The 23,675-nt window shown below is 71.7% G+C and carries 23 protein-coding genes and 1 pseudogene; 11 read left to right on the top strand and 13 right to left on the bottom strand.

The features are described from left to right. Nucleotides 1-2: 2 nt before the first annotated feature. The gene (locus ABZ312_RS20195) at nt 3-1,073 is read right to left on the bottom strand and encodes a TDT family transporter (protein WP_500326015.1); all 1,071 of its coding nucleotides are present in this window, start codon (nt 1,071-1,073) and stop codon (nt 3-5) included. Between the two features lie 553 nt (nt 1,074-1,626). Between ABZ312_RS20195 and ABZ312_RS20190 the strand changes: the two are divergent. Next, nucleotides 1,627-4,365: pseudogene (locus tag ABZ312_RS20190) on the top strand (multifunctional oxoglutarate decarboxylase/oxoglutarate dehydrogenase thiamine pyrophosphate-binding subunit/dihydrolipoyllysine-residue succinyltransferase subunit); the annotation flags it as partial. A gap of 285 nt (nt 4,366-4,650) precedes the next feature. Here the strand turns inward: ABZ312_RS20190 and ABZ312_RS20185 are convergent. The 3 genes from ABZ312_RS20185 to ABZ312_RS20175 all read right to left on the bottom strand — a co-directional run bounded on the left by ABZ312_RS20185 (nt 4,651) and on the right by ABZ312_RS20175 (nt 7,304). After that, a complete protein-coding gene (locus tag ABZ312_RS20185; protein ID WP_500438382.1) occupies nt 4,651-5,214 on the bottom strand; it encodes an ATP-binding protein in 564 nt (187 codons plus the stop codon). Nucleotides 5,215-5,474: 260 nt separating this feature from the next. After that, nucleotides 5,475-6,491 (bottom strand): GlxA family transcriptional regulator, encoded by a 1,017-nt coding sequence (locus ABZ312_RS20180; RefSeq protein WP_500326021.1) that lies wholly within the window; start codon nt 6,489-6,491, stop codon nt 5,475-5,477. Between the two features lie 198 nt (nt 6,492-6,689). Further along, a complete protein-coding gene (locus ABZ312_RS20175; RefSeq protein ID WP_500326023.1) occupies nt 6,690-7,304 on the bottom strand; it encodes a TetR/AcrR family transcriptional regulator in 615 nt (204 codons plus the stop codon). A 198-nt stretch (nt 7,305-7,502) separates the two neighbouring features. On the opposite strand from ABZ312_RS20175, the gene ABZ312_RS20170 reads away from it, so the two are divergent. Next, nucleotides 7,503-8,015: a DUF6884 domain-containing protein gene (locus tag ABZ312_RS20170; RefSeq protein WP_500326025.1), complete on the top strand. Its 513-nt coding sequence runs from the start codon at nt 7,503-7,505 to the stop codon at nt 8,013-8,015. Between the two features lie 87 nt (nt 8,016-8,102). Here the strand turns inward: ABZ312_RS20170 and ABZ312_RS20165 are convergent, their stop codons facing one another. Next, nucleotides 8,103-9,410, bottom strand: a complete 1,308-nt coding sequence (locus tag ABZ312_RS20165) for a UDP-glucose dehydrogenase family protein (RefSeq protein WP_500438380.1) — start codon at nt 9,408-9,410, stop codon at nt 8,103-8,105. A gap of 231 nt (nt 9,411-9,641) precedes the next feature. Further along, nucleotides 9,642-9,815 (bottom strand): CsbD family protein, encoded by a 174-nt coding sequence (locus ABZ312_RS20160; protein ID WP_499509936.1) that lies wholly within the window; start codon nt 9,813-9,815, stop codon nt 9,642-9,644. A 178-nt stretch (nt 9,816-9,993) separates the two neighbouring features. Between ABZ312_RS20160 and ABZ312_RS20155 the strand changes: the two genes are divergently transcribed. Continuing rightward, a complete protein-coding gene (locus ABZ312_RS20155) occupies nt 9,994-10,845 on the top strand; it encodes an RNA polymerase sigma factor SigF (protein WP_500326029.1) in 852 nt (283 codons plus the stop codon). Between the two features lie 45 nt (nt 10,846-10,890). Here the strand turns inward: ABZ312_RS20155 and ABZ312_RS20150 are convergent, their stop codons facing one another. After that, on the bottom strand, nt 10,891-11,274 hold the full coding sequence (locus tag ABZ312_RS20150; RefSeq protein ID WP_500326031.1) for a VOC family protein: 384 nt from the start codon (nt 11,272-11,274) through the stop codon (nt 10,891-10,893). Nucleotides 11,275-11,399: 125 nt separating this feature from the next. Between ABZ312_RS20150 and ABZ312_RS20145 the strand changes: the two genes are divergently transcribed. Next, nucleotides 11,400-11,876 carry a MarR family winged helix-turn-helix transcriptional regulator gene (locus ABZ312_RS20145; protein WP_500326033.1) on the top strand — a complete coding sequence of 159 codons (477 nt, stop codon included), beginning with the start codon at nt 11,400-11,402 and terminating at the stop codon, nt 11,874-11,876. A gap of 17 nt (nt 11,877-11,893) precedes the next feature. On the opposite strand, the gene ABZ312_RS20140 is transcribed toward ABZ312_RS20145, so the two are convergent. Then, on the bottom strand, nt 11,894-12,589 hold the full coding sequence (locus ABZ312_RS20140) for a TetR/AcrR family transcriptional regulator (RefSeq protein WP_500326035.1): 696 nt from the start codon (nt 12,587-12,589) through the stop codon (nt 11,894-11,896). A gap of 303 nt (nt 12,590-12,892) precedes the next feature. Between ABZ312_RS20140 and ABZ312_RS20135 the strand changes: the two genes are divergently transcribed. After that, complete coding sequence (locus ABZ312_RS20135; RefSeq protein WP_500438378.1) at nt 12,893-13,510, top strand: ester cyclase; 618 nt, start codon at nt 12,893-12,895, stop codon at nt 13,508-13,510. A gap of 158 nt (nt 13,511-13,668) precedes the next feature. After that, nucleotides 13,669-14,436, top strand: coding sequence for an SDR family NAD(P)-dependent oxidoreductase (locus tag ABZ312_RS20130; RefSeq protein ID WP_500326039.1), 768 nt, complete (start codon nt 13,669-13,671; stop codon nt 14,434-14,436). Nucleotides 14,437-14,540: 104 nt separating this feature from the next. On the opposite strand, the gene ABZ312_RS20125 is transcribed toward ABZ312_RS20130, so the two are convergent. After that, entirely contained in the window at nt 14,541-15,467 is a 927-nt protein-coding gene (locus ABZ312_RS20125; RefSeq protein WP_500357333.1) for an oxidoreductase, read from the bottom strand. Nucleotides 15,468-15,633: 166 nt separating this feature from the next. Here ABZ312_RS20125 and ABZ312_RS20120 point away from each other — a divergent pair, with 166 nt between their 5' ends. Together ABZ312_RS20120 and ABZ312_RS20115 are read left to right on the top strand one after the other, a co-directional pair. Further along, on the top strand, nt 15,634-16,050 hold the full coding sequence (locus ABZ312_RS20120; RefSeq protein ID WP_500326043.1) for a MerR family transcriptional regulator: 417 nt from the start codon (nt 15,634-15,636) through the stop codon (nt 16,048-16,050). 213 nt (nt 16,051-16,263) lie between these two features. After that, nucleotides 16,264-17,250: a hypothetical protein gene (locus ABZ312_RS20115; protein ID WP_500438376.1), complete on the top strand. Its 987-nt coding sequence runs from the start codon at nt 16,264-16,266 to the stop codon at nt 17,248-17,250. Between the two features lie 228 nt (nt 17,251-17,478). Here the strand turns inward: ABZ312_RS20115 and ABZ312_RS20110 are convergent, their stop codons facing one another. The 3 genes from ABZ312_RS20110 to ABZ312_RS20100 all read right to left on the bottom strand — a co-directional run bounded on the left by ABZ312_RS20110 (nt 17,479) and on the right by ABZ312_RS20100 (nt 19,545). Continuing rightward, entirely contained in the window at nt 17,479-18,123 is a 645-nt protein-coding gene (locus tag ABZ312_RS20110) for a dihydrofolate reductase family protein (protein WP_500326047.1), read from the bottom strand. A gap of 418 nt (nt 18,124-18,541) precedes the next feature. Beyond that, on the bottom strand, nt 18,542-18,961 hold the full coding sequence (locus tag ABZ312_RS20105) for a hypothetical protein (RefSeq protein WP_500438374.1): 420 nt from the start codon (nt 18,959-18,961) through the stop codon (nt 18,542-18,544). After that, nucleotides 18,958-19,545, bottom strand: coding sequence for a helix-turn-helix transcriptional regulator (locus ABZ312_RS20100; RefSeq protein WP_500438372.1), 588 nt, complete (start codon nt 19,543-19,545; stop codon nt 18,958-18,960). Before ABZ312_RS20100 ends, ABZ312_RS20105 begins: the two co-directional genes overlap by 4 nt. A 222-nt stretch (nt 19,546-19,767) precedes the next feature. Here ABZ312_RS20100 and ABZ312_RS20095 point away from each other — a divergent pair, with 222 nt between their 5' ends. Both ABZ312_RS20095 and ABZ312_RS20090 read left to right on the top strand, forming a co-directional pair. Then, nucleotides 19,768-20,760, top strand: coding sequence for an oxidoreductase (locus tag ABZ312_RS20095; RefSeq protein ID WP_500438410.1), 993 nt, complete (start codon nt 19,768-19,770; stop codon nt 20,758-20,760). Between the two features lie 144 nt (nt 20,761-20,904). Then, nucleotides 20,905-22,137, top strand: coding sequence for an alkene reductase (locus ABZ312_RS20090; protein WP_500326052.1), 1,233 nt, complete (start codon nt 20,905-20,907; stop codon nt 22,135-22,137). 40 nt (nt 22,138-22,177) lie between these two features. Here ABZ312_RS20090 and ABZ312_RS20085 read toward each other — a convergent pair whose 3' ends face one another. After that, the gene (locus ABZ312_RS20085; RefSeq protein WP_500438370.1) at nt 22,178-22,939 is read right to left on the bottom strand and encodes a hypothetical protein; all 762 of its coding nucleotides are present in this window, start codon (nt 22,937-22,939) and stop codon (nt 22,178-22,180) included. 144 nt (nt 22,940-23,083) lie between these two features. Here ABZ312_RS20085 and ABZ312_RS20080 point away from each other — a divergent pair, with 144 nt between their 5' ends. Next, complete coding sequence (locus ABZ312_RS20080; RefSeq protein WP_500357339.1) at nt 23,084-23,671, top strand: TetR/AcrR family transcriptional regulator; 588 nt, start codon at nt 23,084-23,086, stop codon at nt 23,669-23,671. Nucleotides 23,672-23,675 lie beyond the last annotated feature (4 nt).

Below are 23,675 nucleotides of genomic sequence, written 5' to 3'. Positions count from 1 at the left end.
GTTCACGTCCGGGCTTCCCTGCGGGCGCCCCGCGGGGCGACGTGGCCGGCGGCGTGGTGCAGCGAGCGCCAGGCCACCACCGCCCAGGCCGCGACGAGCAGGACGTAGAGCACGACGGCGGTCCACACGAAGGGCTCTGATCCGGTGCGGGTGGCGAGGGCACCCGTGCCGGTGACGCAGGCGCCGAGCGGGAAGATGAAGGACCACCAGCTGGGCGCGAAGGGGAGTCCCGCGCGCAGCTGCCGTACGGTCAGCGCCGCGGCGAGCACCAGCCACAGCATCGCGAAGCCCCACAGCCCGATTCCGCCCAGCAGCGCGAACGCCGCCGCGGCCCGGGCGTACGGAGCGGGCAGCGCGCTGGGCGCCGCCGTGGCCAGCGAGCCCATCGCCGTGACCGCCTGGTCGACGGCGCCCAGGCCGATCCACACCGTGGGCACCACCGCTCCCGTGGGTGCGTCGTGGTGGACCAGCCGGCTGAAGACCATCGCCAGTACCAGCAGGACCGCCACCAGGCCGAGCCCGAGCATCGCGTAGCAGCCGAGCAGCAGGGCCAGCCGCGGCTGCCCTGCCGGTGTGTGCGGGACCAGCAGGGCGCCCGTCGCCGCGGAGACCAGCGGCGGCACCACCGGCAGCAGCCAGCCGCCGAACGCCGCGTCCGGAGCGAAGCGGTGCCGGGTGACCATCACGTACGGCACCGCGCAGGCCGCCGCCAGGCCGAGTACGGTGCCCAGTGACCACAGCGCCCAGTCCACGTTCAGGGCCGTATGCGCTCCGAGCACCTGCCGGCCGAGCAGCTGCGCGCCCGCCCCCACCGTGAGCAGTGCCATCGGAGGGGCCCCGAGGAACGGCGCCAGCATCGGATCGCCGGCGTGCACCCGCAGCGTCCGCTGCCTGAGGTAGCCGGCCGCAAGGACGACCAGGAGCAGTGCGGCACCCGCCCAGACCACCGTGGCCGCGTCGCGCAGCCAGGCGGAGCTCCGCGGCAGGGTGACCGCCGCGTTGGCGACGATGCCGGTGCCCATGACCGCCGCGAACCAGCTGGGGCCCAGGTGCGGACGTCGCGTCCCGGTCAAGGCCGGCAGCCGAGGGCGTGCATGGGTGGCGTGCCGGGGCCCCGCGTCGCTCCGGGGCGGGAGGGACCGGGTATCGCTGGGGTCGGATGTCACGGCGGAGAACGCTTCTTTCCTCGCATCGGGAATCGCCGTCGGCAATCGGCACACCGCCCCCAGGCCCAACAGCTCACGGGCCGCGGCCGCAGCCGTCGGCTCGTTGGCCCTACGACGTTACGGTAACGTTCGGCTCCCTCCGCATCACTGCGCGTGCCATGACACCCTCACATCAGGACGTCCGGCCGGCGGAACCCAGCGGGCGCCGTACGCACCGGCGCTGCACGGCGCGGGGGAACGTCCTGATGTGACGCCTCCCCGGCACCTTCGGCCCTCGGCGTCGGCCCGGCACCGTCCTAAGGTCGGTGGTGCCACACGGTCAGCGATGCGCGCACCCCGCCGGCACGGGACGGGGCCGCTCCCCCACCGGGAGCCCTGCGCGGATGACGGGGCCCTTGCGACTGCGCCCGCCATCGGCTGTCCCGAATGAGGAAAGAAGGCGATCCACCCAGTGGCGTCGACATCCAGCGCCGAAGAACCGGCACTCCAAGGACCGGAATTCGGCCTCAACGAATGGCTCGTGGACGAACTGTACGAGCGCTACCTGCGCGATCCCGGATCGGTCGACGAGCAGTGGAGGGACTTCTTCGTCTCCCCCGCCGCCACCGCCGGACGTCAGGAGCGTGCCGGCACGCCGTCCCCGCACGAGGACGCGCGAGAAGCGGCTGCCAAGGCCGTGCGCGTCGCCGCGCTCATCCACGCCTACCGCGTACGCGGACACCTGGTGGCCGACACCAACCCCCTGGCGGCGGGTCGGGTGGCCACGCACCCGGAGCTCGACATCGCGGCCTTCGGGCTGCGCGACGAGGACCTGGAGGCGGAGTTCGTCGTCGACGGCTTCGCCGGGCGCGACACCATGACGTTGCGCGGTGTGCTGGACGTCCTGCGCAGGTCCTACTGCGGGACGGTGGGCGCCGAGTACATGCACATCCAGGCCTTCGAGGAGCGCCGCTGGGTGCAGGAGCGGATCGAGGCGCCTTCGCCCCGGCCGGACCGTGCCGACCAGTTGCAGGTCCTCTACCGGCTCGGTGCCGCGGAGGCCTTCGAGACCTTCCTGCAGACCAAGTACGTCGGCCAGAAGCGGTACTCGCTCGAAGGCGGCGAGTCGGCAATCGTGCTGCTCGACGCCCTGCTGCTCCGCAGCATCCGGCACGGGATGCGGGAGGCGGTCATCGGGATGGCCCACCGGGGCCGGCTCAACGTCCTGGCCAACATCATCGGCAAGTCGTACGGGAACATCTTCCACGAGTTCGAGGACGCGGTGGACATCCTGTCGGTCCAGGGGACCGGCGACGTGAAGTACCACCTCGGCGCGGAAGGGACCTACCACGCCCTGGACGGGGGCGCGATCGCCGTCTCCGTCGTGGCGAACCCCTCCCACCTGGAGATCGTCGGGCCGGTGGCCGAGGGGGTCGTGCGCGCCAAGCAGGACCTGGCCGACGGCGACGGCGGGGCGTTCCCCGTCCTGCCGGTCGTCGTCCACGGCGATGCCGCGTTCGCCGGGCAGGGCGTGGTCTCCGAGACGCTGAACATGTCGCAGCTGCCCGGCTACCGCACCGGCGGGACGGTGCACGTCGTCATCAACAACCAGCTCGGTTTCACGACCTCGCCCGCCAGCGGCCGCTCCAGCACCTACGCCACCGCCGTCGCGCGCACGGTCGAGGCCCCGATCTTCCACGTCAACGCGGACGACCCCGAGGCCGTCGTACGGATCGCACGCCTGGCCTTCGACTACCGCCAGGCGTTCCACAAGGACGTCGTGATCGACCTGATCTGCTACCGGCGCCACGGGCACAGCGAGGTCGACGACCCGTCCATCACCCAGCCGGCCATGTACGACCGCATCGACGCCACGCCTTCGGTGCGCAAGCTGTACGCCCAGGCCCTGGTCGACCGGGGGGCCATCGACGAGCGGCAGGCCGAAGGCGCCCTGCGGGACTACCGGGAGCGCCTGGAGCAGGCCTTCGCCGAGACGCGGGCCCTGACGGCGGCCGGTTCCCCGAAGCCGGCCACCCCCGCGGACCACCGGGACGACACCGCGGTGCCGGTGCCGACCGCGATCACGGAGGCGGCCGCCCGGCACGTGATCGCCTCCCAGACCGGGCAGCCCGCCGACTTCACCGTGCACCCGCGCGTCCTGCCGCAGCTCCACCGGCGCGCCACGATGCTGGACGCCGGCACGATCGACTGGGCCACCGCCGAGACCCTGGCGATCGGCTCCCTGCTCATGGAGGGGGTGCCGGTGCGGCTGTCCGGACAGGACTCCCGCCGCGGCACGTTCGGCCAGCGTCACGCGGTGCTCACCGACCGGCGCACCGGGGCGGAGCACACCCCGCTGAACGGCCTCGGCGCGGGCAGCGCGGGCTTCTCCCCCTACGACTCGATGCTGTCCGAGATGGCGGCCCTGGCCTTCGAATACGGCTACTCGCTGGAGCGGCCCGACGCGCTGGTGCTGTGGGAAGCCCAGTTCGGCGACTTCGCCAACGGCGCGCAGAGCGTCGTCGACGAGTACATCGCGTCGTCGGAACAGAAGTGGGGCGAACGCTCCGGGGTGACGCTGCTGCTGCCCCACGGACTGGAGGGTCAGGGTCCTGACCACTCCTCCGGCAGGATCGAGCGGTTCCTCCAGCTGTGCGCGCAGGGGAACATGACCGTCGCCGTCCCGACGCTGCCCGCGAACTACTTCCACCTGCTCAGGCAGCAGGCGCTCGGTGAGCGCAGGAGGCCCCTGGTGGTGTTCACCCCCAAGTCGATGCTGCGGCTGAAGGAGGCCACCTCGGGGCTGGCGGACTTCACCACGGGCTCCTTCCGACCGGTCGTACCGGACCGGGACGTCGACGGCGCACAGGCCCGGCGCGTGCTGCTGTGCTCGGGGAAGGTCTTCTACGACCTGGACGCGTACCGGCGGAACGCCGGCCTGCGGGACACCGCGATCATCCGGCTGGAGCGTCCCTACCCCTTCCCGGACGAGGAACTCGGCGCGGAGCTCGCCCGCTTGCCCCGTGACGCCGAGGTGCGGTGGGTGCAGGAGGAGCCGGAGAACCAAGGGGCCTGGTCCTTCGTCAGGCCGCACGTGGAACGGCTGGCGGGCCGCCCCCTCGGATGCGTCAGCCGGCCGTCCGCCTCGGCCCCCGCGGTGGGTTCCGCCCGGCGGCATGCCGCGCAGCAGAAGGAGCTCGTGGAGTCGGCCTTCCGCTGACCACTCCCGCAACGGCGCACGACACCCCTGGGACCGTCCTCCCGGGGGTGTCCGTCGTAGGGGGACCGCTGCGACGGCGTGCCGGCCGCGGGCCGTACGATCCGGCGCATGATCCGGATCTCCTGGGCTCTGATGGCCCAGCACGTGGACGAGTGGTCGGGAACCGACCTGGACGAGGGCGCCGCGGTCCTCGAGGACAGGGTGCGCGCGGCGGTCGCCACGATCGGCCTGAAGCCCGAGGCCGTACAGCATTGGTGGGCGGACTTCCTCACGCCCGTGGTCGATTCACTCCGTACGGAGGGCGCTGCCGCTCTCGCCCGGGGCGAGTCGTGGAGGAGCAAGGCGGCCGGACCGTTCCTCGCCTGCGCCTCGCGGGTCGGCTGACCGGACGGAGCCGCGGCGCGAAGGTCTCCAAGCGGCGAACAGGTCCGCCCAGTGCGTGAATCCGGGGTAGTCGGAACGGACGCCGTGCCGGGCCGACAGGGCCCTGACGATGCCGAGGCCCCGGCCGTGCTCGTCCGGGTCGGTGGCGCCCGCCGCCGCGCGGAGCCCTTCCGACGGACCCGAGTCGGTGACCTCGACGCGCACCGCGCTGCGCCCGTCGACCTCGGTCCACGACAGACGCAGACCCGCAGGGCCGTCGGTGTGCACGATGGCGTTGGTGGCCAGCTCCGATATGACCAGCAGCACGTCCTCGGCGACCGGCGGGGCCATCTCCCACTCGGCCAGGATCTTCCGCACCCTTCGCCGCATGAGGGACAGGGCGCTGTGGAAGTGCGGCAGCGTGCAGGCGTGTTCATCGTCGTTCAGGGGTGTCGGCTCCGGATGCGCCGCCTCGGTGTCCTCCACCGCGCTCCGTGCCCGCGGCGCCTCTGCTTCGGGGCAGGCCGACGCACGTCGCCCGCGGCGACCGGGTTCGGGAGTCGGACCGATGGAGGTCATGGTGATCGCCTTCTGCTCGCTTCGGGCCGCCGACGTCCACCTGCGACTCCTACCCGAGAAGGCGGCTTCACAACGGCCGAGGGCCGCTGTTTCCCAAGCGTTCAACTCCCGGAAGCCTGTTGCCCGTGGCCTCGCTCACGGCCGGCCATGACGCACATCGCCGTGTGCTACGCGCCCGCCGTCGGGCTCAGGTCCCCGGCGCCCAGGCCGGTCGTCCGGAAACTGGCCCGGAACGCCGCCGGCGTCACCCCCAGGTGTCGTACGAACGCCCGGCGCAGGGACTCGGGCGAGCCGAATCCCGTGCGCCGCGCCACGACGGCCATGGGGTCGTCACCGGTCTCCAGCATCGCCTGGGCGGCCTCCAGCCTGACCTGCTCCACGTACCGTCCCGGACTGGTGCCCACCTCGTCGTAGAACAGCCGCGTGACGTGCCGGACGCTGACGCCGGCCCTGCGGGCCATGGCCGTCAGGGAGTGGTTGCCCCCGGGGTTCTCCGCTACCGAGTCCAGGACCTCGCGGAGCATCTCCTGGCGCGGGTGCGGCAGCCGGGAGCGCGCGCTGAACTGGGACTGGCCGCCCGGTCGCTGCATGAAGACGACCATGTCCTTGGCGACCGCCCGGGCGACCTCCGCCCCGTAGTGCTCCTCGACGAGAGCCAAGGACAGGTCGATGCCGGCGCTGACGCCGGCCGAGGTCATCATCTTCCCGTCGCGGACGAAGATGGCGTCCGGCTCGACCTTCACGGACGGGTAGCGCAGCCCCAGTTCCCGGGTCTGCCTCCAGTGCGTCGCCGCCCGCCGGCCGTCCAGCAGCCCGGCCGCGGCCAGCAGGAAGGCCCCGGTGCACACCGATGCCGTGCAGCGGGCCTTCCCGCTCAGTCCCCGTACGGCGTCCAGCAGGGCGTCGTCCTTGATCACGGTTTCCCATTCCGGGCCGCCCGGGACCACCAGGACGTCGCACGTCTCGTGCACGTCGGCGACGGACAGGTCGGCACTGAGACGCGTCCCGGCGGCGGTGACCACCTCCGCCCCGTCCTCGGACACAACCTGCACCCGGTACGGTCCGCCCCATTCGTTCGCCGAGGCGAAGACTTCGATGGGGCCCGTCACGTCGAGCAGCCGCACCCCCGGGAAGACGAACACCAGCACCGTGAGCGGACCCGCTCCAGGCTGCTTGTGAAACATGGGACACCTCCCGGTCATGCGCCGCGCGGACCGCGGTCGCCGCGGTTCCCCGAGGACCCCAGGACGACGACGGCGGAACCGCCGTTCCCCGGCTTTCCACCCGCCATCGTGCGCGCGCGACCCGCGCCGACGCCACGACCTGTTTGCTCCCTCCTGAGAGGCACAACCTCCCAGGCCGCACACCGGCACCACGCCGTCTCATGCGGCGGGCGCCTGAGGGCTGCGGGCACCCAGCAGCGCAAGGCAGTTGACCCACAGCGGGCCGAGCTGCGCCGTGCTGTTGTAGAGCTTGGCGAACAGGACCCGGCCCTCGAGCTGTGCCACCACGGAACGGGCGGCCGCCCGCGTGTCCGGGACGGTCACCTCGCCCCGCCGCAGAGCCTCGACGACGACCGACTCCACCATGCCGACCTGCGCTTCGAAGATCTCCCGCAGGCGTTCGCGGACGACTTCCGTCAGTTCGCCCGACTCGACCGCGAAGTTGGCGAACATGCAGCCCGCGACGATGCCGCAGTCCCGCTGTCCCGCACCTTGCTGGGCGCTGGTGGCCTCGAAGAGCGTCCGCAACCGCGACAGGGGTTCCGCGTCGGGATCGAGGAGGCGGAGCCAGACGCGTCGTTGCGCGTTCCAGTGCTCGTCGATGACGCTGAGCGCGAGTGCCTCCTTGGAGGCGAAGAAGTAGTGGAAACTGCCCCTGGGCACTCCGGCCGCTCTGCAGATCTCCGCCAGCCCCAGCGCCGCGTAGCCACGTTGGTCGAACAGCGTGTGAGCGGCGCTCAGAATCTTCTCCCTGGCACCACTGGTGCTTCCCATACGAGAACTATACGACCGGTCACCTACTGGACCCGCCCCGCTCCGCGGTACGTCCGGATGTGAGGCCCCGATGGCATGTCCTTCCGCCACGGCCCTCTCCCCCCGCCGTGTTGCACCTCATGGCACGGGACGAGGACGGACCGCGCGAGAGCTCGCGTCCGTCGCGTCCGAGCGCAGACGGACCCGGAAGGAACCTGCATGACTCCGAGGCAGTACACCGACGGCTTCCGACCGGAGCTGGTCGTCATCCCTTGCGGCTCCCGCAAGTTGGACCACCGGGCCAGGGCGGCCGACATGTACATCGGCAGCTACCACCGCGCGTGCCGGAAGGCCGCCGAGGCGCTCCAACCGGACCGGCTCGTGATCCTCTCCGCCCGGTACGGCCTGCTGGACCTCGACGACGAGATCGACCCGTACGACACCCCGCACGGGCACGCCGACGCGGTCACCGACGCAGTTCTCCGCGCCCAGGCGGAAGACCTCCGGATCGCCGCCGTCGACCCCGTCGTCATCCTCGGCGGCGCCCGTCACGTCGCGCTCGCCAGGGCCGTGTGGCCGCACGGCCTCACCCCGCTGAGCGGAACCAGGGGCATGGGTGAGCAATTCGCACGCCTCGCGGCGATGGCACGCGCAGAAGCCACGCGACCCCCCGCCACGGCGAAGACACGCGATGCCCGGCGGACCGTGGCACTGCGCCGCCTCAACAGCTGATCGGGCGACCACGCCGGCGGGCCGGCCCGGGCCCCCGGCGCTCCGGCCCCCGCGGGCCGTCAGCCGTCAGCCGTCAACCGTCAACCGTCAACCGGAGACCGTGCGACGGCCCACGCTCATGTACGTGAAGCCCAGCCCTGCCATGCCGGCCGGGTCCAGCACGTTCCTGCCGTCGAACACCAGCGGCCGGCGCATGACGTCCCTGGCCTGCTCCCAGGGCACTTCGGCCAGTTGGGGCCACTCGGTGACGATCAGCGCCGCGTCGGCCCCGGTCATCGCCTCCAGAGGGGTGGCGTGGCGGGTCGTCGACGACCACGGTTCGACGTCGCCGGGCTGCGCGAGGGGGTCCCAGGTCCGGACCGTGGCGCCCTCGGTCAGCAGCCGGGACGCGATGACCGTACTGGGCGCCTCGCGTATGTCGTCCGTACCGGCCTTGAAGGCCATGCCGAGCAGGGCGACCGTCGTGCCGCCCAGGCCGCCCAGCTCCGCCTTCAGCCGCTGGATCGCCCGCCGCGGCTGCAGGTCGTTGACCTCGATGACGGCGGTCAGCAGCTGGAAGGCGTAGCCGGCGTTGCTGGCCATCGCCCGCAGCGCCCGGGAGTCCTTGGGGAAGCAACTGCCGCCGTAGCCGAGGCCCGCCTGCATGAAGTACGGGCCCAGCCGGTGGTCCAGGCCGATCGCGCGGGTCACGTGCTCGATGTCGGCTCCGGTCGCCTCGCACATCGTCGCGATCTCGTTCGTGAACGTGATCTTCGTGGCGAGCAGGGCGTTCGCGGCGAGCTTGACCATCTCGGCGGACGCGGTGTCCATCACCTCCACGGGGCCGTCGATGCCGTGGTGCAGGCTCCTGACCAGGTCGGCGGTGGCGGGGTCGTCCACGCCGATGACGATCCGGTCCGGGTGCAGGAAGTCGCCGACCGCCTTGCCCTCGGCGGTGAACTCCGGGTTCGAGGCGTAGCCGACGTGCGTCAGGCCGGCAGCGTCCAGGGCGGCGCGCACCCGCACCGCGGTGCCCACCGGCACCGTGCTCTTGACCACGACCGCCGCCAGGTGCGACGCGGTCTTCAGCGCGTCGATCACCGACCACACCCGGGACAGGTCCGCGTCCCCCGACGCCGTGGGCGGGGTGTCCACGCAGACGTAGGCGACCTCGGCGTCCCTGACGGCGGCCTCTGCGTCCAGGGTGAACGTCAGCCGTTCCTTGTTGCGGGCGATCAGGTCTCCGAGGCCGGGCTCGTAGATCGGCACGTCACCCGCCTCGAGGAGACGGATCCTCTCCGGCTGGACGTCACGGAGCACGACGTCGTGACCCAGTTCGGCGAAGCAGGCCCCGGTCACCAGGCCGATGTAGCCGGCGCCGAAGATGGCGATACGACGTTGGGACGGCTGAGGCATGCGCGGTGTTCCGTTCGTTCTCGAGGCGAGCCCCGCACCCGGGTGGGGCACTCGCTCCCGCTGGGACCATGGCCGGGGCCGGGGCCGGCGCCCTGGATCCCGTCCGGCTCTCTGGCTGGTGCGGGGCAGCATAGCCCCTTTCGGACGCCTGCCTGACGGGCCGTGAGACCGGGCATGAGCGTGGGGCGACCCGCTCGGGCCGCCCCACGGACATGAGCTCGGTGCCGGTCGTCAGTGCCGGCCGATGTCCTTGATCTTCTCCTTGGCCTGGCGCGCGTCGCCCTTGGCCTGCTCCATGCGGCCCTCGGCGGTCAGCCGCTCGTTGCCCACGGCCTCTCCAGCGGCCTCCTTGGCCTTGCCGACGGCCTGCTCGGTCTTCGCCTTGGCCTTCTCATTGGCGGCCATGCTGCTCACCTTCCCAGGTATCGAGGTCATGTTCTGTGGTTCGCCTGACCGCTGGGCGGCGTCGCAAACACCACTCACTCGTGCGCGGGAACCCGTGGACTGCCGGGCTTGGGCGGGGGTAGGCGGGTGACGCACCGAGGGTGCAGGCTGGAACATACCGACGAGGAGGGTTGCCGAGATGCAGATCGCAGTGGCCGGTGGCAGTGTCGCGGCGACGCAGGAGCACGGCGCTGCGGACGCGCTTCCCGAGGTGCCGGGCAATATGACGCCGCCCGAGATCCGGCAGGTCTCCAAGGTGATGTTCGCCCGGCTGCAGGCCTTGGAGGAGGGCACAGCCGAGTACCAGTACGTGCGCAACACGCTCATCGAGATGAACACCTCGCTGGTGCACTTCGCGGCCCGCCGGTTCTCCCAGCGCGCCGATCAGATGGAGGACATCGTGCAGGTGGGCACGATCGGCCTCATCAAGGCGGTCGACCGGTTCGATCCCGCCTACGGCGTGGAGTTCGTGACCTTCGCGGTGCCGACCATCGTGGGCGAGATGAAGCGGTTCTTCCGCGACACCAGCTGGTCGGTCCACGTGCCCCGGCGCCTGCAGGAACTCCGCATCGAGGTGGCCAAGGCCACCGACGCCCTGGAAGCCGAACTGGACCGGGCCCCGACGACGGCCGAACTGGCGTCCCGCCTGGAGATCACCGAGGAGCAGGTGCTGGAGGCCCTGACCGCCGCCAACGCCTACTCGGCCGCCTCGCTCGACGCGCCGGCGACCGAGGACGACGACGGCAGCGCTGCCTGGGCGGAGCGCCTGGGCTACGACGACGCCGCCTACGGCAAGGTCGACGACATCGAGGCGGTCAAGCCCCTCATCCGGCAGCTGTCCGAGCGGGATCGGCTGATCCTCTCCCTCCGCTTCGGGCACGACATGACCCAGGCCGAGATCGGCGCCCACCTGGGCGTCTCGCAGATGCAGGTCTCCCGGCTCCTGTCGCGGATCCTCACCCGCCTGCGCGCCCAGGCGCTGACTCGTTGAGCCGACGGAACCCGGCTTCCCCCGGCCGCCCCGGACCCCGTGGTGTCAGAGGGGCTGGAGCCGGCGGCGCAGGAGGCAGAATTCGTTGCCTTCCGGGTCGGCCAGCACGTGCCAGTTCTCGGTGCCGGTCTGGCCGACGTCGGCGGGCCTCGCGCCCAGCGCGAGCAAGCGCTCCAGCTCGGCGTCCTGGTCGCGGTCGACCGGGTTGACGTCGATGTGCAGCGGGAGCCTCCCGGTCCGTGGATTGCTGCTCGGGCTGAGGATGAGGGTGGGCTGCGGGCCGCCGAAGCCGACGCCGGGCGGCCCGATCTCGATGCTTCCGTCGTCCTCCCGGCCGAGTTCGACGTAGCCGAGGACCTCGCTCCAGAACGCGGCGAGCCTCTCGGCGTCGGCGGCATGGATGACCAGCTCACTGATGCGGCATGACATGCCCGGGAGTGTAGGCAGCCACGGCGCACCGCGCGATCGCCTTCTGCTCGGCGGCCGCCGCGGATGCGAGCCGCGTCACGGCGAAAAAGCGTTCGCTTACTTCTCGAAGCAAGTAATCTTGAGGCATGTCTGACGTCATGCCGCAGCAGGAAGCGGCCCCGGAGGGAATCACGCCCCTCAGCCCGGATGAAGAGGCGGTCATCCGGTCGCTGCACCGCGTCATCTACGCCCTGCCCCGCGCCATGGACGCCGATCTGGTCCGCGAGCAGCGACTTCCACTGACCGAGTACATGGCCCTGATGCACCTGTCCGAGGCACCGGAGCGGCAGATGCGGATGACCGATCTCGCCGTCGCCTGCGAGCGGTCGCTCAGCGGGATGACGCGGGCCGTGTACCGGCTGCAGAGCGACGGGCTCGTCCAGCGCGTCAAGGACACCCAGGACGCCCGCGGCTGGAACGCGGTCCTCACCGACGCCGGCCTCGCCCGGCTGCGGGAGGCGTGGCCGACCAATCTGGCCTCCGTACGGCGTCGCTTCCTCGACCACCTCGACGGCCTGGACCTCAAGGCGCTCGCCGCGGCCCTGGCGAGGATCGCCTCCTGACGCGACCGCCCCGGCTGTCAGGCCCGCCCGGACCGGCCGGTGACGGGCCCGTGGTCCGAGGGCGGAAGCAGGCCGTGCAGGACAAGCGCGGAGAGCGCGTCGGCCATGGTGTTCCTGTCGCGCTCCGCCGTCGGGAGTTCGTCGGGGTTGAGCCGGTCGGCGATCGGGTCTTGCGCCAGAGCCAGCGCGGGGCCCGTGACGGCGAAGTACAGGACGTGCGGGGGGACGCGCGGCATGCGGCCCGCCGTCATGAGGCCGTCGACCGTCGGCTCGATGCTGTCCCAGAACGGCTTGATGAACCGCTGGTGGAGATAGTCCAGGCGACCGGAGTCCCGGGTCGACTCGTCGGTGAGCAACCGGTTCATGGCGGAGTCGTTCGCGGCGAGGCGGTACAGGTGGACGACGACGGCCCGTAGGCGTTCGCCGTCGTCGTGGCACTCGGCCAGGAGCCGGTCGAGCGCGGGCTGGGCGTCCCGCAGCGCGAAGTCCACCACCGCGCGCCAGAAGTCGCCCTTCGACCCGTACCGTTCGTGGACGAAGTTGTGGCTGACGCCGAGCCGCCGGGCCAACTCCCGCATGGTGGTGGCGGCGTAGCCGAGCTCGGCGAAGGTGTCCAGGCCCCGCCGGAGGATCTCGCTCTCGCGCAGCCGGACGGGGGCGTACTTCCCGCGCGCCGTCGCCGCCGGCGCCTGATCCGGTGTTCCGTCGGTCACTCTGGCATCGCTCCGTTCGGCGTCGGCCGGCTGACGTCGATCGCACTCCCCCTCGGTCACCGCGCCGGTCATGCCCCCGGTACTGGCGCATCGCGCCTGGTGGGCGGCGCGCGCGTCCGAAATCCCCGGCGGGATGGCGAGGCGATCGCCGGTGATCCAAGTCTTCCATGCCGGTCATCGGCCGGGTGGCCGCGGGATGGCCCCCACCGGAAACCGCTTGACGCTTGTCAAGCCCGGGAGGATGCTTGACGTGTCAATCACTTCGGTGCTCTCGGGCACCGATGATCAGCTGAGGAGTGCCCCGTGATCTTCCACAAGACCCGTGAGGCCGCATCCACCCCCGTCACTCCCACGTCCATGGGACGCAAGAAGATGCCGGCCGCCATGACCGGCCTCGCCGTCGCCGCCGCCCTGACCGCCGTGGCCGTCCCGGCCGCGGCCCAGAGCCCGGCACCGAACGCCGCCTCGTCCGGCCACGCGGCCCACCACCACTACCTCTCGCCGCTGCAGGTCACCTCGGCGTACTACGCCAGCTACAACGGCGACCTGGCCGCCGGATTCGACCGCTACATCTCCAAGGACCTGGTGCTCCACGGCTTCAACGGCCCCGAGAACCGGGACGACTGGATCACGGGCGACCTCGACATCAAGGCCGGGCTCACCGGCTTCAAGATGACCGTCCTGGACCAGATCGTGGAGGGCGACAAGGTCGTCACCCGCTGGAGCTTCGCGGGGCGTCACACCGGCACGGTCTTCGGCATCCCCGCCTCCGGCCGCGACGTCCAGCTCAGCGGCATCTCCATCGACCGCGTCATCCACGGCCAGTCCGTCGAGCACTGGTCGGAGGGCAACTTCGGGGTGTTCCTGGACGAGCTCCGCGGTGGGACGCCTCCCGGCACCGTTCCCCCCACCACGAAGTAGCGCATCGCACGGCCCGCCTCACCAGGCCGTGGCACGCACCCCGGGCGCCCGCCCGCAGCGAGCGCCCGGGGGGCCACGGCATCGCACACACGCACGCACACACCCGCACACCCGCACACCCGCACACCCGCACACCCGCACAGACCAGGAGCACTCCCATGACACCTCTTCTTGACGGCAAGATCGTGCTGATCACCGGCACCGGCGGAGGCATGGGCCGCGTCGCGGCCCAGGTGTTCGCCGGAGAAGGCGCCAAGGTCGTCGGAGCCGACATCAACCCCGACGCCAACGAGGAGACGACCGAACTCGTCCGCCGCGCGGGCGGCGAGATGACCGGCATCGCTCCGGTCGACCTCACCGACCCCGAGCAAGTGCGGCGCCTCGTCGAAGGTGCCGCGGCCGCCTACGGCGGGCTCGACGTCGTCTACAACAACGCCGCCTCGTTGCGTTTCGGCCCGCTGCCCGACTTCTCCGTCGAGGACTGGCACGCCACCATCACCGGCGAACTCGACATCCCCTTCTTCGTCTCGGAATTCGCCTGGCCCCACCTGGTGCGCCGCGGGGGCGGCGTCATCATCAACGTCGCCTCCATGGCCGGCATGATCGCCGGGGAGAACCCCCCGATGGTCGGGCACACCGCTGCCAACGCCGGCGTCATCGGCATGACCCGGCAACTCGCGCTCGAAGGCGCCCCGCACGGGATCCGCGCGGTGGCCATCAGCCCCGGCCCCGTCCTGACCCCTGCCAGCGACCGCGACCTCGGCGACAACCAGACCGCCCGCGACGCGATCACCGGCAAGACCCTCCTCAAGCGCTTCGCCCGACCTGAAGAGATCGTCGACCTCGCCGCCTTCCTCGCCTCCGACCGAGCCTCCTACATCACCGGGGCGAACTACGCCGTCGACGGCGGCGCCAGCGCCTGGTGACGCGGCACGCCCGGCCCCACCCCTGAAGCTCCGGGGTGGGGCGGAACACGCACACGCCCGGCCCGCGGCCCCCAGTGGGCGGTCCGCGGACGGCCCGTACGGACTCAGGCGGTGTGCCAGCGGACCCCGGTCAGCTGCTGCGAGCGCTCCCACAGCCGGCGTCCGAGCTCCGGGTCCTGGGCCACCGCCGACAGTTGCACGGGGATGGGATGCCCGGATCGTCCGCCCTTGCCGTCAGGTCCGATGTAGGAGCCCGCGGCGAGATCGGGCTCGGTCGCCGCGTAGAGCTGGGGCAGGGCTCCCCTCTCCGGACTCTGCGCGAAGAGCCTGCCGGACACGCGCATGGCGATCCCCACGGGCCCGGTGCCCTTGCTCTGCATCGGCGTGTTGCTGTAGCCGGGGTGCGCGAGAACGCTGGTGATCGGCGACGAAGACGACCGCTCGCGCCGGGCGAGCTCCACGCCGAAGACCGCGTTGGCCAGCTTCGATGCCGAGTAGGCGGCGAGGGGCGTGTACTTCCGCGACCACGCGGCGTCGTCCAGGTCGAGTTCGCCCTTCTCGTGCATGTACGACGTCACGGTGACCACCCGCGGTGCCGGCGACCGGCGCAGCACCGGTTCCAGCAGCGCCGTGAGGGCGAAGTGGCCGAGGTGGTTCGCGGCGAGGTGGCGCTCGGCGCCCTGCGCGGTCACGGAGTGCTCGACCATGGAGATGCCCGCGTTGTTGACCAGTACGTCGACGGACTCCTCCTCGCCGATCTCCTCCGCCGCCCGGCGGATCGAGTCCACGTCCAGCAGATCGACCCGGCGCACCGCGACCTCGGCGCCGGGATACGCCCCGCGCAGCGAGGACGCCACCGCTTCCCCCCGTGCGGTGTCACGGACGGCGAGCAGTACCCGGCCGCCGTGCGCGGCGAGCTCGCGCGCCGTCACCAGACCGAGACCGCTGGTCGCGCCCGTCACGACGAAGGTACGGCCCTCCTGTGGGGCGATGCGGTCAGCGGTCCATCCCTTGCTGGATCCTGTCGGCATCTTCGATCTCGCATTCTTCTCGGCACGGTCCCGGTCACCCCGCGCCGGCAGCTCCGGGGCCGTGCAAGAAGCTAAACCTTTCCATTAGTGTGAAGGTCAAGCGGCGACGCCGGTCGCCCGCAGTGCGGCGGCGAGGCGCACCGGATGCCCAGCCAAGGAGGGCGATGTGAAAATCGGGGACCTGGCCGAGAAGACGGGTGTCGCGCCGCGGCTGCTCCGCTACTACGAGGAGGTCGGCATCCTCCACCCCTTCCGGAGCGCCAACGGGTACCGCAGCTACGGCGAGCCCGCCGTCGACCGCGTCCTGCAGATCCGCGAACTCCTCGAAGCCGGCCTGACGACGGAGATGATCCGCGAGGTCCTGCCCTGCCTCGATGCCGCGAAGGAGGGGACGGAGGTCCGGTCCTGCCCGGCGGCGAAGGACCTGGACGGACTGCGACGTCAGCTCAGCAGCATCGAGCGACGCATCGAGGTGCTGCAGCGCAACCGGCACGCGATCAAGGCGTACCTGCGCGCCTGGGAGGACGCCGGAGCCGCGACGCCCGCGGCCTCCGACGAGGTTCCGGGCGCGGTCGCGGGGTGACCGGCGGCGACATGCCGCGAACCGCCGCCGACGATGTCTCCAGGGCCTCCGTGTCAGTGCGCACACCTAGGGTGCCGGACATGATCACCGGCCGAGCGCCGGGCTGTTCGGATCCTCGTGGGGGTTGGGATGTTCTGGCGGAACAAGAAGCCTGAAGAGCGTGCGCAGTGGGAGCTTGATCCGCTGGTGGGTGTGGGTCCGCTGCGGTTCGGGATGAGTCCCGACCAGGTCAAGGCAGCGCTGGACGGGGCGGACGTCCACGTGTCACAAAGCAGGGAATGCACCTTGTCCTGGCAGCGGTACGGGGGCCTCGGAGTGACCGCGATCTACGGGCCGGGGACGCGGCTGGCCGCCGTCGCGATCCAGGCGTACGAGGGTCCGCAGGTACGGCTGCGGGACGTGGAACTGATCGCCCGAGCCCCGTCCGAGGTGCGCGCGGGCATCCACGCTCTCGCCCGTGGCGAGGGGGTGGATGCCCGGGTGAACTGGAGCGGTGATCCCGAGGTCGCCGCGTGGGGCGTGTCCCTGGGTACCGCACTGGAGTGGGGGCAGGATCCGCAGGGGTACGCGGTGCGGAGGGACGCGGTGATCACCGACGCCCTGCTCGTCGGCCCGGAGCTGGCCGAGGACCCGTACGGGACCGATCCGGTCATCCAATGGTGTGACGTCCGCGCACGGGAGACGAACCCGGGGGCATGGCCGGTGAGGGCCGGGCAGGACAGACCGCACTGGGGCTTCACTCCGCTGGAGAGCGTCGGTCCGCTCCGGTTCGGGATGCTCCCGCAGCAGGTCGTGGCCGCCTTGGGCGGCGAGGTACCGGCCGAACGGCAGGGCCACTATCCGTGGCCGGTCCACAGGAAGGCCGGGCATTGGTACCTGGATGAGGACCGGTTTCACGACGCCGGGGTGACCGCCCACTACTGGCACCTAGAGGGGTTCCCCACCTTGGCGGCCGTGACCGTGCACGGACGGACCGGTCCCCAGGTCACCTTCGCCGGAATGGAGTTGATCGGCAGGACGCTGTCCGCAGTCGACACGGACCTGACCCGGTACATCGAGAAGCAGCGGATCGACCTGCTCATCGGCTGCGGCGGCGACCTGGGACCGGACGGGGCCCATATGTACGTGCGGGCCGCCAGAGCCGAGGACACCGTGGTCAGCGAAGCCCGGTTCTTCGTGGAGGACTGGGACGACCACTGATGCCCCACGACCCGCCCTCGGCCGTGGGACGCCATGACGCGACGAGTCGGATGTGACGGCGGTGCTGTTGCGGCATCAAGAGGTCGAAGACGATTCCGTCCTGCGCGGCGGCGAAGGAGCCGGACGGGGATCCGCACCGCTTGCCGGGGAGGCACTTCGTCGCTGCGTCGGCGGTTCGAACCGCGGACGCCGTGACGGAATGCCGACCCGGCGCATGCACCGCCGGCGTCAGTCGCCGCGCCCGACGCCGCGATCGGGTGCGCTCATGTCCCCCGTGCCGGGCGTGCCGTCGGCGAGCCCGTAGCGCAGGTACACGGTGCCCGTCGGGCTGGCGGCGGGCGGTTCGAGGAGCGTGACGTTCGTGGGGACCGCGCCGCCGTCGAACACCTTCTTCCCGACGCCGAGCACGATCGGGTGCATCCAGAGGTCGAGACGGTCGAAGAGCTTCTCACGCAGGAGGGTCTGGACCAGGTTCAGGCTCCCGACGACCTTCACGTGCTCGTGCCGGTCGCGGATCTCGCGCACCGCGCCGGCCAGGTCCGGGCCGAGCTGAGTGGACCCCGCCCACGAGAGGTCGGGCCTGCCGCGGGAGGCCACGTACTTCGGGACGCTGTTGAAGAGCGTGGCGATCTCGCCGTCCTCGCCGCCCTTCTGGTGCGGCCAGTAGGCGGCGAAGATGTCGTACGTCCGCCGGCCGAGAAGCAGGGCGTCCGTGCCCTCGTACGCGGCACCGACCTGCGCCCCGGAGACCTCGTCCAGCAGGGGCGCCTGCCAGCCGCCGAACGGGAACCCCTCCGGGTCCTCGTCGGGGCCGCCGGGCGCCTGCCCGACGAGGTCGAGGGTCGCGAACATTTCGATGTGGATCAGGCCCATGTCTGACTTCCGATGCGTTGGTCGTCTCGGTCGGGAGGTAGACCGGTGGGCGCCTGGGAACTCATCGCTGCGACGGCATCCGGCTTCGTACGCCTGCGGGCGGCAGCCAGGCGTAGTCCGGCCAGGCACCGGCACGGGCACGACGAGGCCCCCGGTCGGGCTGCGCCCGACCGGGGGCTCGGGAAGCCGGAGTGCTCGTACAGGCACACCGCTCCCCAGGAGCAGCGGCGGTCGACCGCGTTCGCCGGAGCGGCCGGGACCCCTCGGACCGCGTTGGAACGGGATGCACGACCTGCTGCCGGTCAGGTGCGTGGCCGGTCGCCCCGAGCTCGCCTCTTCCGCCCGCGTCACGCCGTTTCGGCATACCGCTCCCCCGCGTACGCGCACAGCACCGGGACGACCGCCTCCGCGCCTCCGGTCAGGCGGTCCAGCGGTCCAGGACGTAGGCCCGGTGGCCGTCGGAGAGGTGGCTGGGGTGGTCGCCCGCGTGCGTGCCCGGCAGCGGCCACACGGTGAGGCACTGCCGGAGGTCGGGGCCGTACGGCCGCCGCCCGATCGTGACGGTGGCCATCTGCGGCCACCGGAAGTACCCCTCCTCGCCGGACACTTCGCGCATGCCGATGCCGTCGGCCCCGATCCGCAGCCGCAGCGGCCTGCGCCAGCGGACGTAGGAGAAACGCGCCTGGATCCAGAGGACCAGCGCCGCGAGCGCCGACAGTGTGACGGGGATGCCGGTTCCGGCTTCCCGCCCTGTCGCGCCGCGGTGGGCACGTCCACCGGGTCCCCTCGCGCCGGTCGGCGCGGACGGATGCGACACGCGACGGCCGCCGTCGTTCACGCCTCCTCGGCGCCCTCGCCGATGAGGTCCGCCGGCGAGTCGGCGATCTCGTGCCAGAAGCCGATCATCATGCGCTCGAACCGCAACCCCACCTCCACCGTCGCCCGCTGGGGCGAGCCCGCGCGCAGCAGTCCGGAGGTGACGAGCTGCCGGTACTCCGCGAGTTGGCCCTCGTGGGCCTGGATCTGCTCCGCGGCGAGCCGGCTGATCGCGTCCACCGTGTCCGCGTCGCCGGGACCGCCCGCGTCACAGGCCTGCGGCTGGAAGTACAGCCGCAGCAGCCCCTCGTCGTGGATCTCGGTGATCGCCCGCGTCGGGGCGGCGAGCCACCGGCACAGCTCGCGTCGCCCCTCGTCGGTGAGTGACAGGGTGCGGCGATGGCGGCCGCCCTCTTCCTGGTGCTCGACGACCAGTCCGCGCCGCACCAGCCGTCCGGCCTCCGCGTACAGCTGAGAGCGGGGGAAGACCCAGAAGTACCCGATGCTCAGGCGGATCCTCTGGTCGAGTTGGTAGGGGGTCGCGCCGTCCTGCCTGCTCAGCAGGCCGAGCACGACGTAGGCACTGATCGGCAGCACGGTCGGCATCGCTGTCTCCCGATTCGGACCATCTCGATCCCGACATTCCGGACATAACCATCCATACCGTACCGTGGAATGTGACGGTTGAGAGGACCGACACGACCGGCGCAAGCCAGCAAGCCGCACCGCTGGACGCCTCACCGGGCGCGATGACGTCCGGTGTTCGCCCGGTACCCACTCCCCCATCCAGCAGGAGGCAGTTTCGTGAGCACCACCTTGTTCGAGCCCATGACCCTGCGGTCACTGACCGTTCCGAACCGGATCTGGATGGCCGCCACGTGCCAGTCCACCGCCCCACCGGACGGCGAGCAGGCGGGCGTGCCGAACGACGGGCACTTCGCCCACCTGGCGGCGCGCGCCACCGGCGGCACCGGGCTCATCCTCACCGAACCCACCGCGGTCAGCCCCGAGGGCCGGACCGGCCCGTACGACCTCGGCATCTGGAACGACACCCAGGTCGAGGCCTTCCACCGGATCGCCACATTCCTCAAGTCCCAGGGCACCGTGCCCGGCATCCAGCTCGCCGCCGGGCACCGGGACGCCACCGAGGGGACCTGGGTCGACCGCAGGTTCCCCGGCTCCCCTGGCAGGCAGTACGGCTGGGCGCCCGCGGGTCCCACCGCCGTCCCGTTCGGCACCGGCTCCACCACGCCGGAACAGCTCAGCACCGAGCAGATCGGCCGGATCGTGGCGGACTTCGCCGACGCCGCCCGGCGCGCCCAGGACGCCGGCTTCCAGGTCGCCGAGATCCACGGCGTCCACGGCTACCTCATCAACCAGTTCCTCTCCCCGCACACCAACCGCCGCACCGACGGCTACGGCGGAGAGTTCGCGGGCCGCACCCGCTTCGCGCTGGAGGTCGTCGACGCCGTCCGCGCCGTGTGGCCGCAGGACCTGCCGGTCTTCTTCCGCACGTCCGACCCCGACTGGCCGGAGGAGATCACCGACGACACCCTGCGCCTCGCCAAGGAGTTGCAGGCCCGGGGCGTGGACCTGATGGACGTCCCCACCGGCGGCGACCTCATCCGCAACCAGACCGGCATGCCCGTCGCCGCCGTCGGCCCCCTCACCGGGCCGGCCCAGGCGCAGGCCATCGTCCGTTCCGGCCAGGCCGACGCCGTCCTCCTCGGCCAGGAGTTGCGCCGCGACCCGTACTGGGCACTCCGCGCGGCCACGTCGCTGGGCGGGAAGGTCAGAACCCGCCGGTACCAGGCGGCGTAAGTCACGGCTCGGCGGCCGGGACGCAGATCCGACGCCCGCGTCGGCGACCGCCACGTACCCGGCGTCACACCTCCAGGCCCACAGCCGCCTGGCCTGCACCTTCACCGCTCTTCAGCCCCATCCCCATTTCCCGGAGAGGAAACCATGCACGACAGCCCCCTGTTCGCCCCCGTCCGGCTCGGCGCCCTGTCCCTGTCCAACCGCTTCGTCATGCCGCCGATGACGCGAAGCCGCTCCCTGCCGGACGGCAGCCCCGGCCCCTCCGCGCCGCTCTACTACACCCAGCGCGCCTCGGCCGGACTGATCATCACGGAGGGCACCGTCGTCTCCGCCGAAGGTGTCGGCGGCCCCGGCATCCCGGGCCTGTGGAGCGACGCCCAGGTCCAGGGGTGGAAGCGCGTCACCGACGCGGTGCACGCCGCGGGGAGCACCATCGTCACGCAGCTGTGGCACACCGGCCGCGCCTCGCACCCCGTCTTCCAGCCCGACGGCAAGACCCCGGTCGGCCCCTCCCCCATCGCGATCGACGGCCTGGTCTTCACCGACGAGGGCCGCGTGCCCTTCGTGACGCCGCGACCGCTGGAGATCGACGAGATCCAGGCCGTCGTCGCCCAGTTCGCCCAGGCCGGCACGAACGCGCTGGCGGCCGGCTTCGACGGCGTGGAGGTCCACGCGGCCAACGGCTACCTGATCGACCAGTTCCTCCAGGACAGCGCCAACCGGCGCACGGACCGCTACGGCGGGAGCGTCGAGAACCGCGCGCGCCTGCTGCTGGAGGTGGTCGACGCCCTGATCGAGACGGTGGGGGCGGACCGCATCGGCGTCCGTATATCCCCGAGCAGCGTCTTCCAGGACATGGCCGACTCCGACCCGGAGGCCCTGTTCGGCTACGTCGTGGACGCGCTCGCCGCTCGCGACCTGGCGTACCTGCACCTGGTGGAGCCGGGCATCGTCGGCAACGACGACTCCACGGCCGAGCGCCGGCCGGCCGACTCCATCGACAGTGCCTGGGCCCGCGAGCGCTACCCGGGCCGTCTGATCGCGACCGGCGGCTACGCACGCGAGGAGGCCCTGCGCGCCGTGGAGAACGGCACCGTCGACGCCGTCGGCTTCGGGCGCGACTTCATCGCCAACCCCGACCTGCCCGAGCGCCTGGCCCGCAACGCGGAGCTGCGCGAGGCGCTGCGGGGCACCTTCTTCGGTGGTGACGACCGCGGCTACCTCGACTACCCCTCCCTCGAAGCCGAGCGCCTCCTCGCCGAACTGCGCGGGGGACGTCTCGAGCCGGTGCCCGGCCTGGAGCTGAACTCCGGGACGCCGCTGGACACATGGCACCTGGCCTGGGCCCAACAGCAGCTCAGCGCCGCCCGAAACTGACCCGGACGGATACCGCACCCGGGTGCCGCCACCGGGTCCCTCAGCCCGACGACGCCTGGCTCAGCTTCTTGAGCTGGGCGTCGATGACGTGCCGGGGGACCTCGGTGGGTTTGCCGTTCACGCCGAAGAGGTTCGAGGCGAACGTCGTGACGGTCGTTCCGCTCCGGACCACCACGTAGGTGAAGACGACGGAGTGCGCGGGGCCCATGTCGTCCGCGGGCATGTCGAGCGTCATGCGGTACGCGAGCGCGTCGTCCCCCAGCGAAGGATCCGGCAGCTTGCGGATCTGCGAGTACGTCCAGCCGGTGACCGAGGACCCGGGTGGCGCGAACTTCGTGCAGGTGTCCACCGCACCGCGCAGTTCCGTCATCACCTTGACCGATTCCTGCTGCCGGTAGGAGTTGAGCGCCACCGTCGTGGAGGACGTGTCGCCCTCATCGGACGTGCGACTGACGATCTTCGCGACCTGCCACACGGGCTGGTACCTGCCGACGAACGCGGTCATGTCGTTGAGCGGCTTGCACCGCGCGGGGACGGGGGCAACCGGGCCCACCACCGGCTGACCGGCCCCCACGTCGCCCACCACGGGGCCGACGCTGAATCCGTCGACGTCCCCCGACCCGAGAGCGGTCCGCTCCAGTTCCCGGTGACCCAGGACTTTCGCGGGTGCCGCGGCCTGCCTCCCGGGGTGCGAGGCCCCCGCACCGTCCAGGCCCCCGTCCCCGCCCCCGCGCCCGCATCCGACAACGGCCACGGTCAGCACGCACACCGCCGCGGCTGCCCGCGCCACCCCTCTGCCCACGTTCCCCACCTGGTTCCGACGACGCACCGGCACGGAGCGGCAGTCCCGCGGTACCGGCGATGAACAGCGCATGCTCCCACGCGAGTGGCGCCACAGCAACGAGATCCACCCCCGGAAGTAGAAAGACCGTTCTATGCTGTAGCCATGTCGAACGTTACGCACGCATCCGCGCCGGTCCGCCGCTCCGAGGCCCGTGAACGGTTGCTGGGCACGGCGAGCCGGCTCTTCTACGGCGAGGGCATCCGGGCCGTGGGGGTGGACCGCGTCATGGCGGAGGCCGACGTCGCCCGGGGCACCTTCTACCGGCATTTCGCCGGCAAGGACGACCTGGTGCGCGCCTACCTCGAGGCGACGGATCAGGAGATCCGGGACCGGATCACCGCGGCGCAGGCAGGCATCGGTTCGCCTTCCGACTTCCTCTCCGCCGTGGCGCACGGCATAGGTGAGGAAGTGTGCGGCGCCGGGTTCCGGGGCTGTCCGTTCATCAATGCCACGGCTGAGTACCCGGACCCCGAAAGCCCCGCCCACCAGGCGGTGCTGCGACACCGCGCCTGGTTCCTCCAGGTACTGCAGGACGCCTTCCAGCGGCTCGGTGCAGCCGATCCCGCACGTTCGGCCGACGCCATGATGGCCATGCGGGACGGTGCGATGGTGGCCGGCTACCTAGGCGACGCCCGGGCCGCGGGCGCCGTCCTGGAGCACGGGGTCGCCGTGCTCATGGCCGCGGCCTGAGTCC

Source organism: Streptomyces sp. NPDC006207, assembly GCF_040613835.1.
In the GTDB taxonomy this organism is placed as follows: Bacteria; Actinomycetota; Actinomycetes; order Streptomycetales; family Streptomycetaceae; genus Actinacidiphila.
This window is presented reverse-complemented; position numbering and strand designations above follow the sequence as displayed.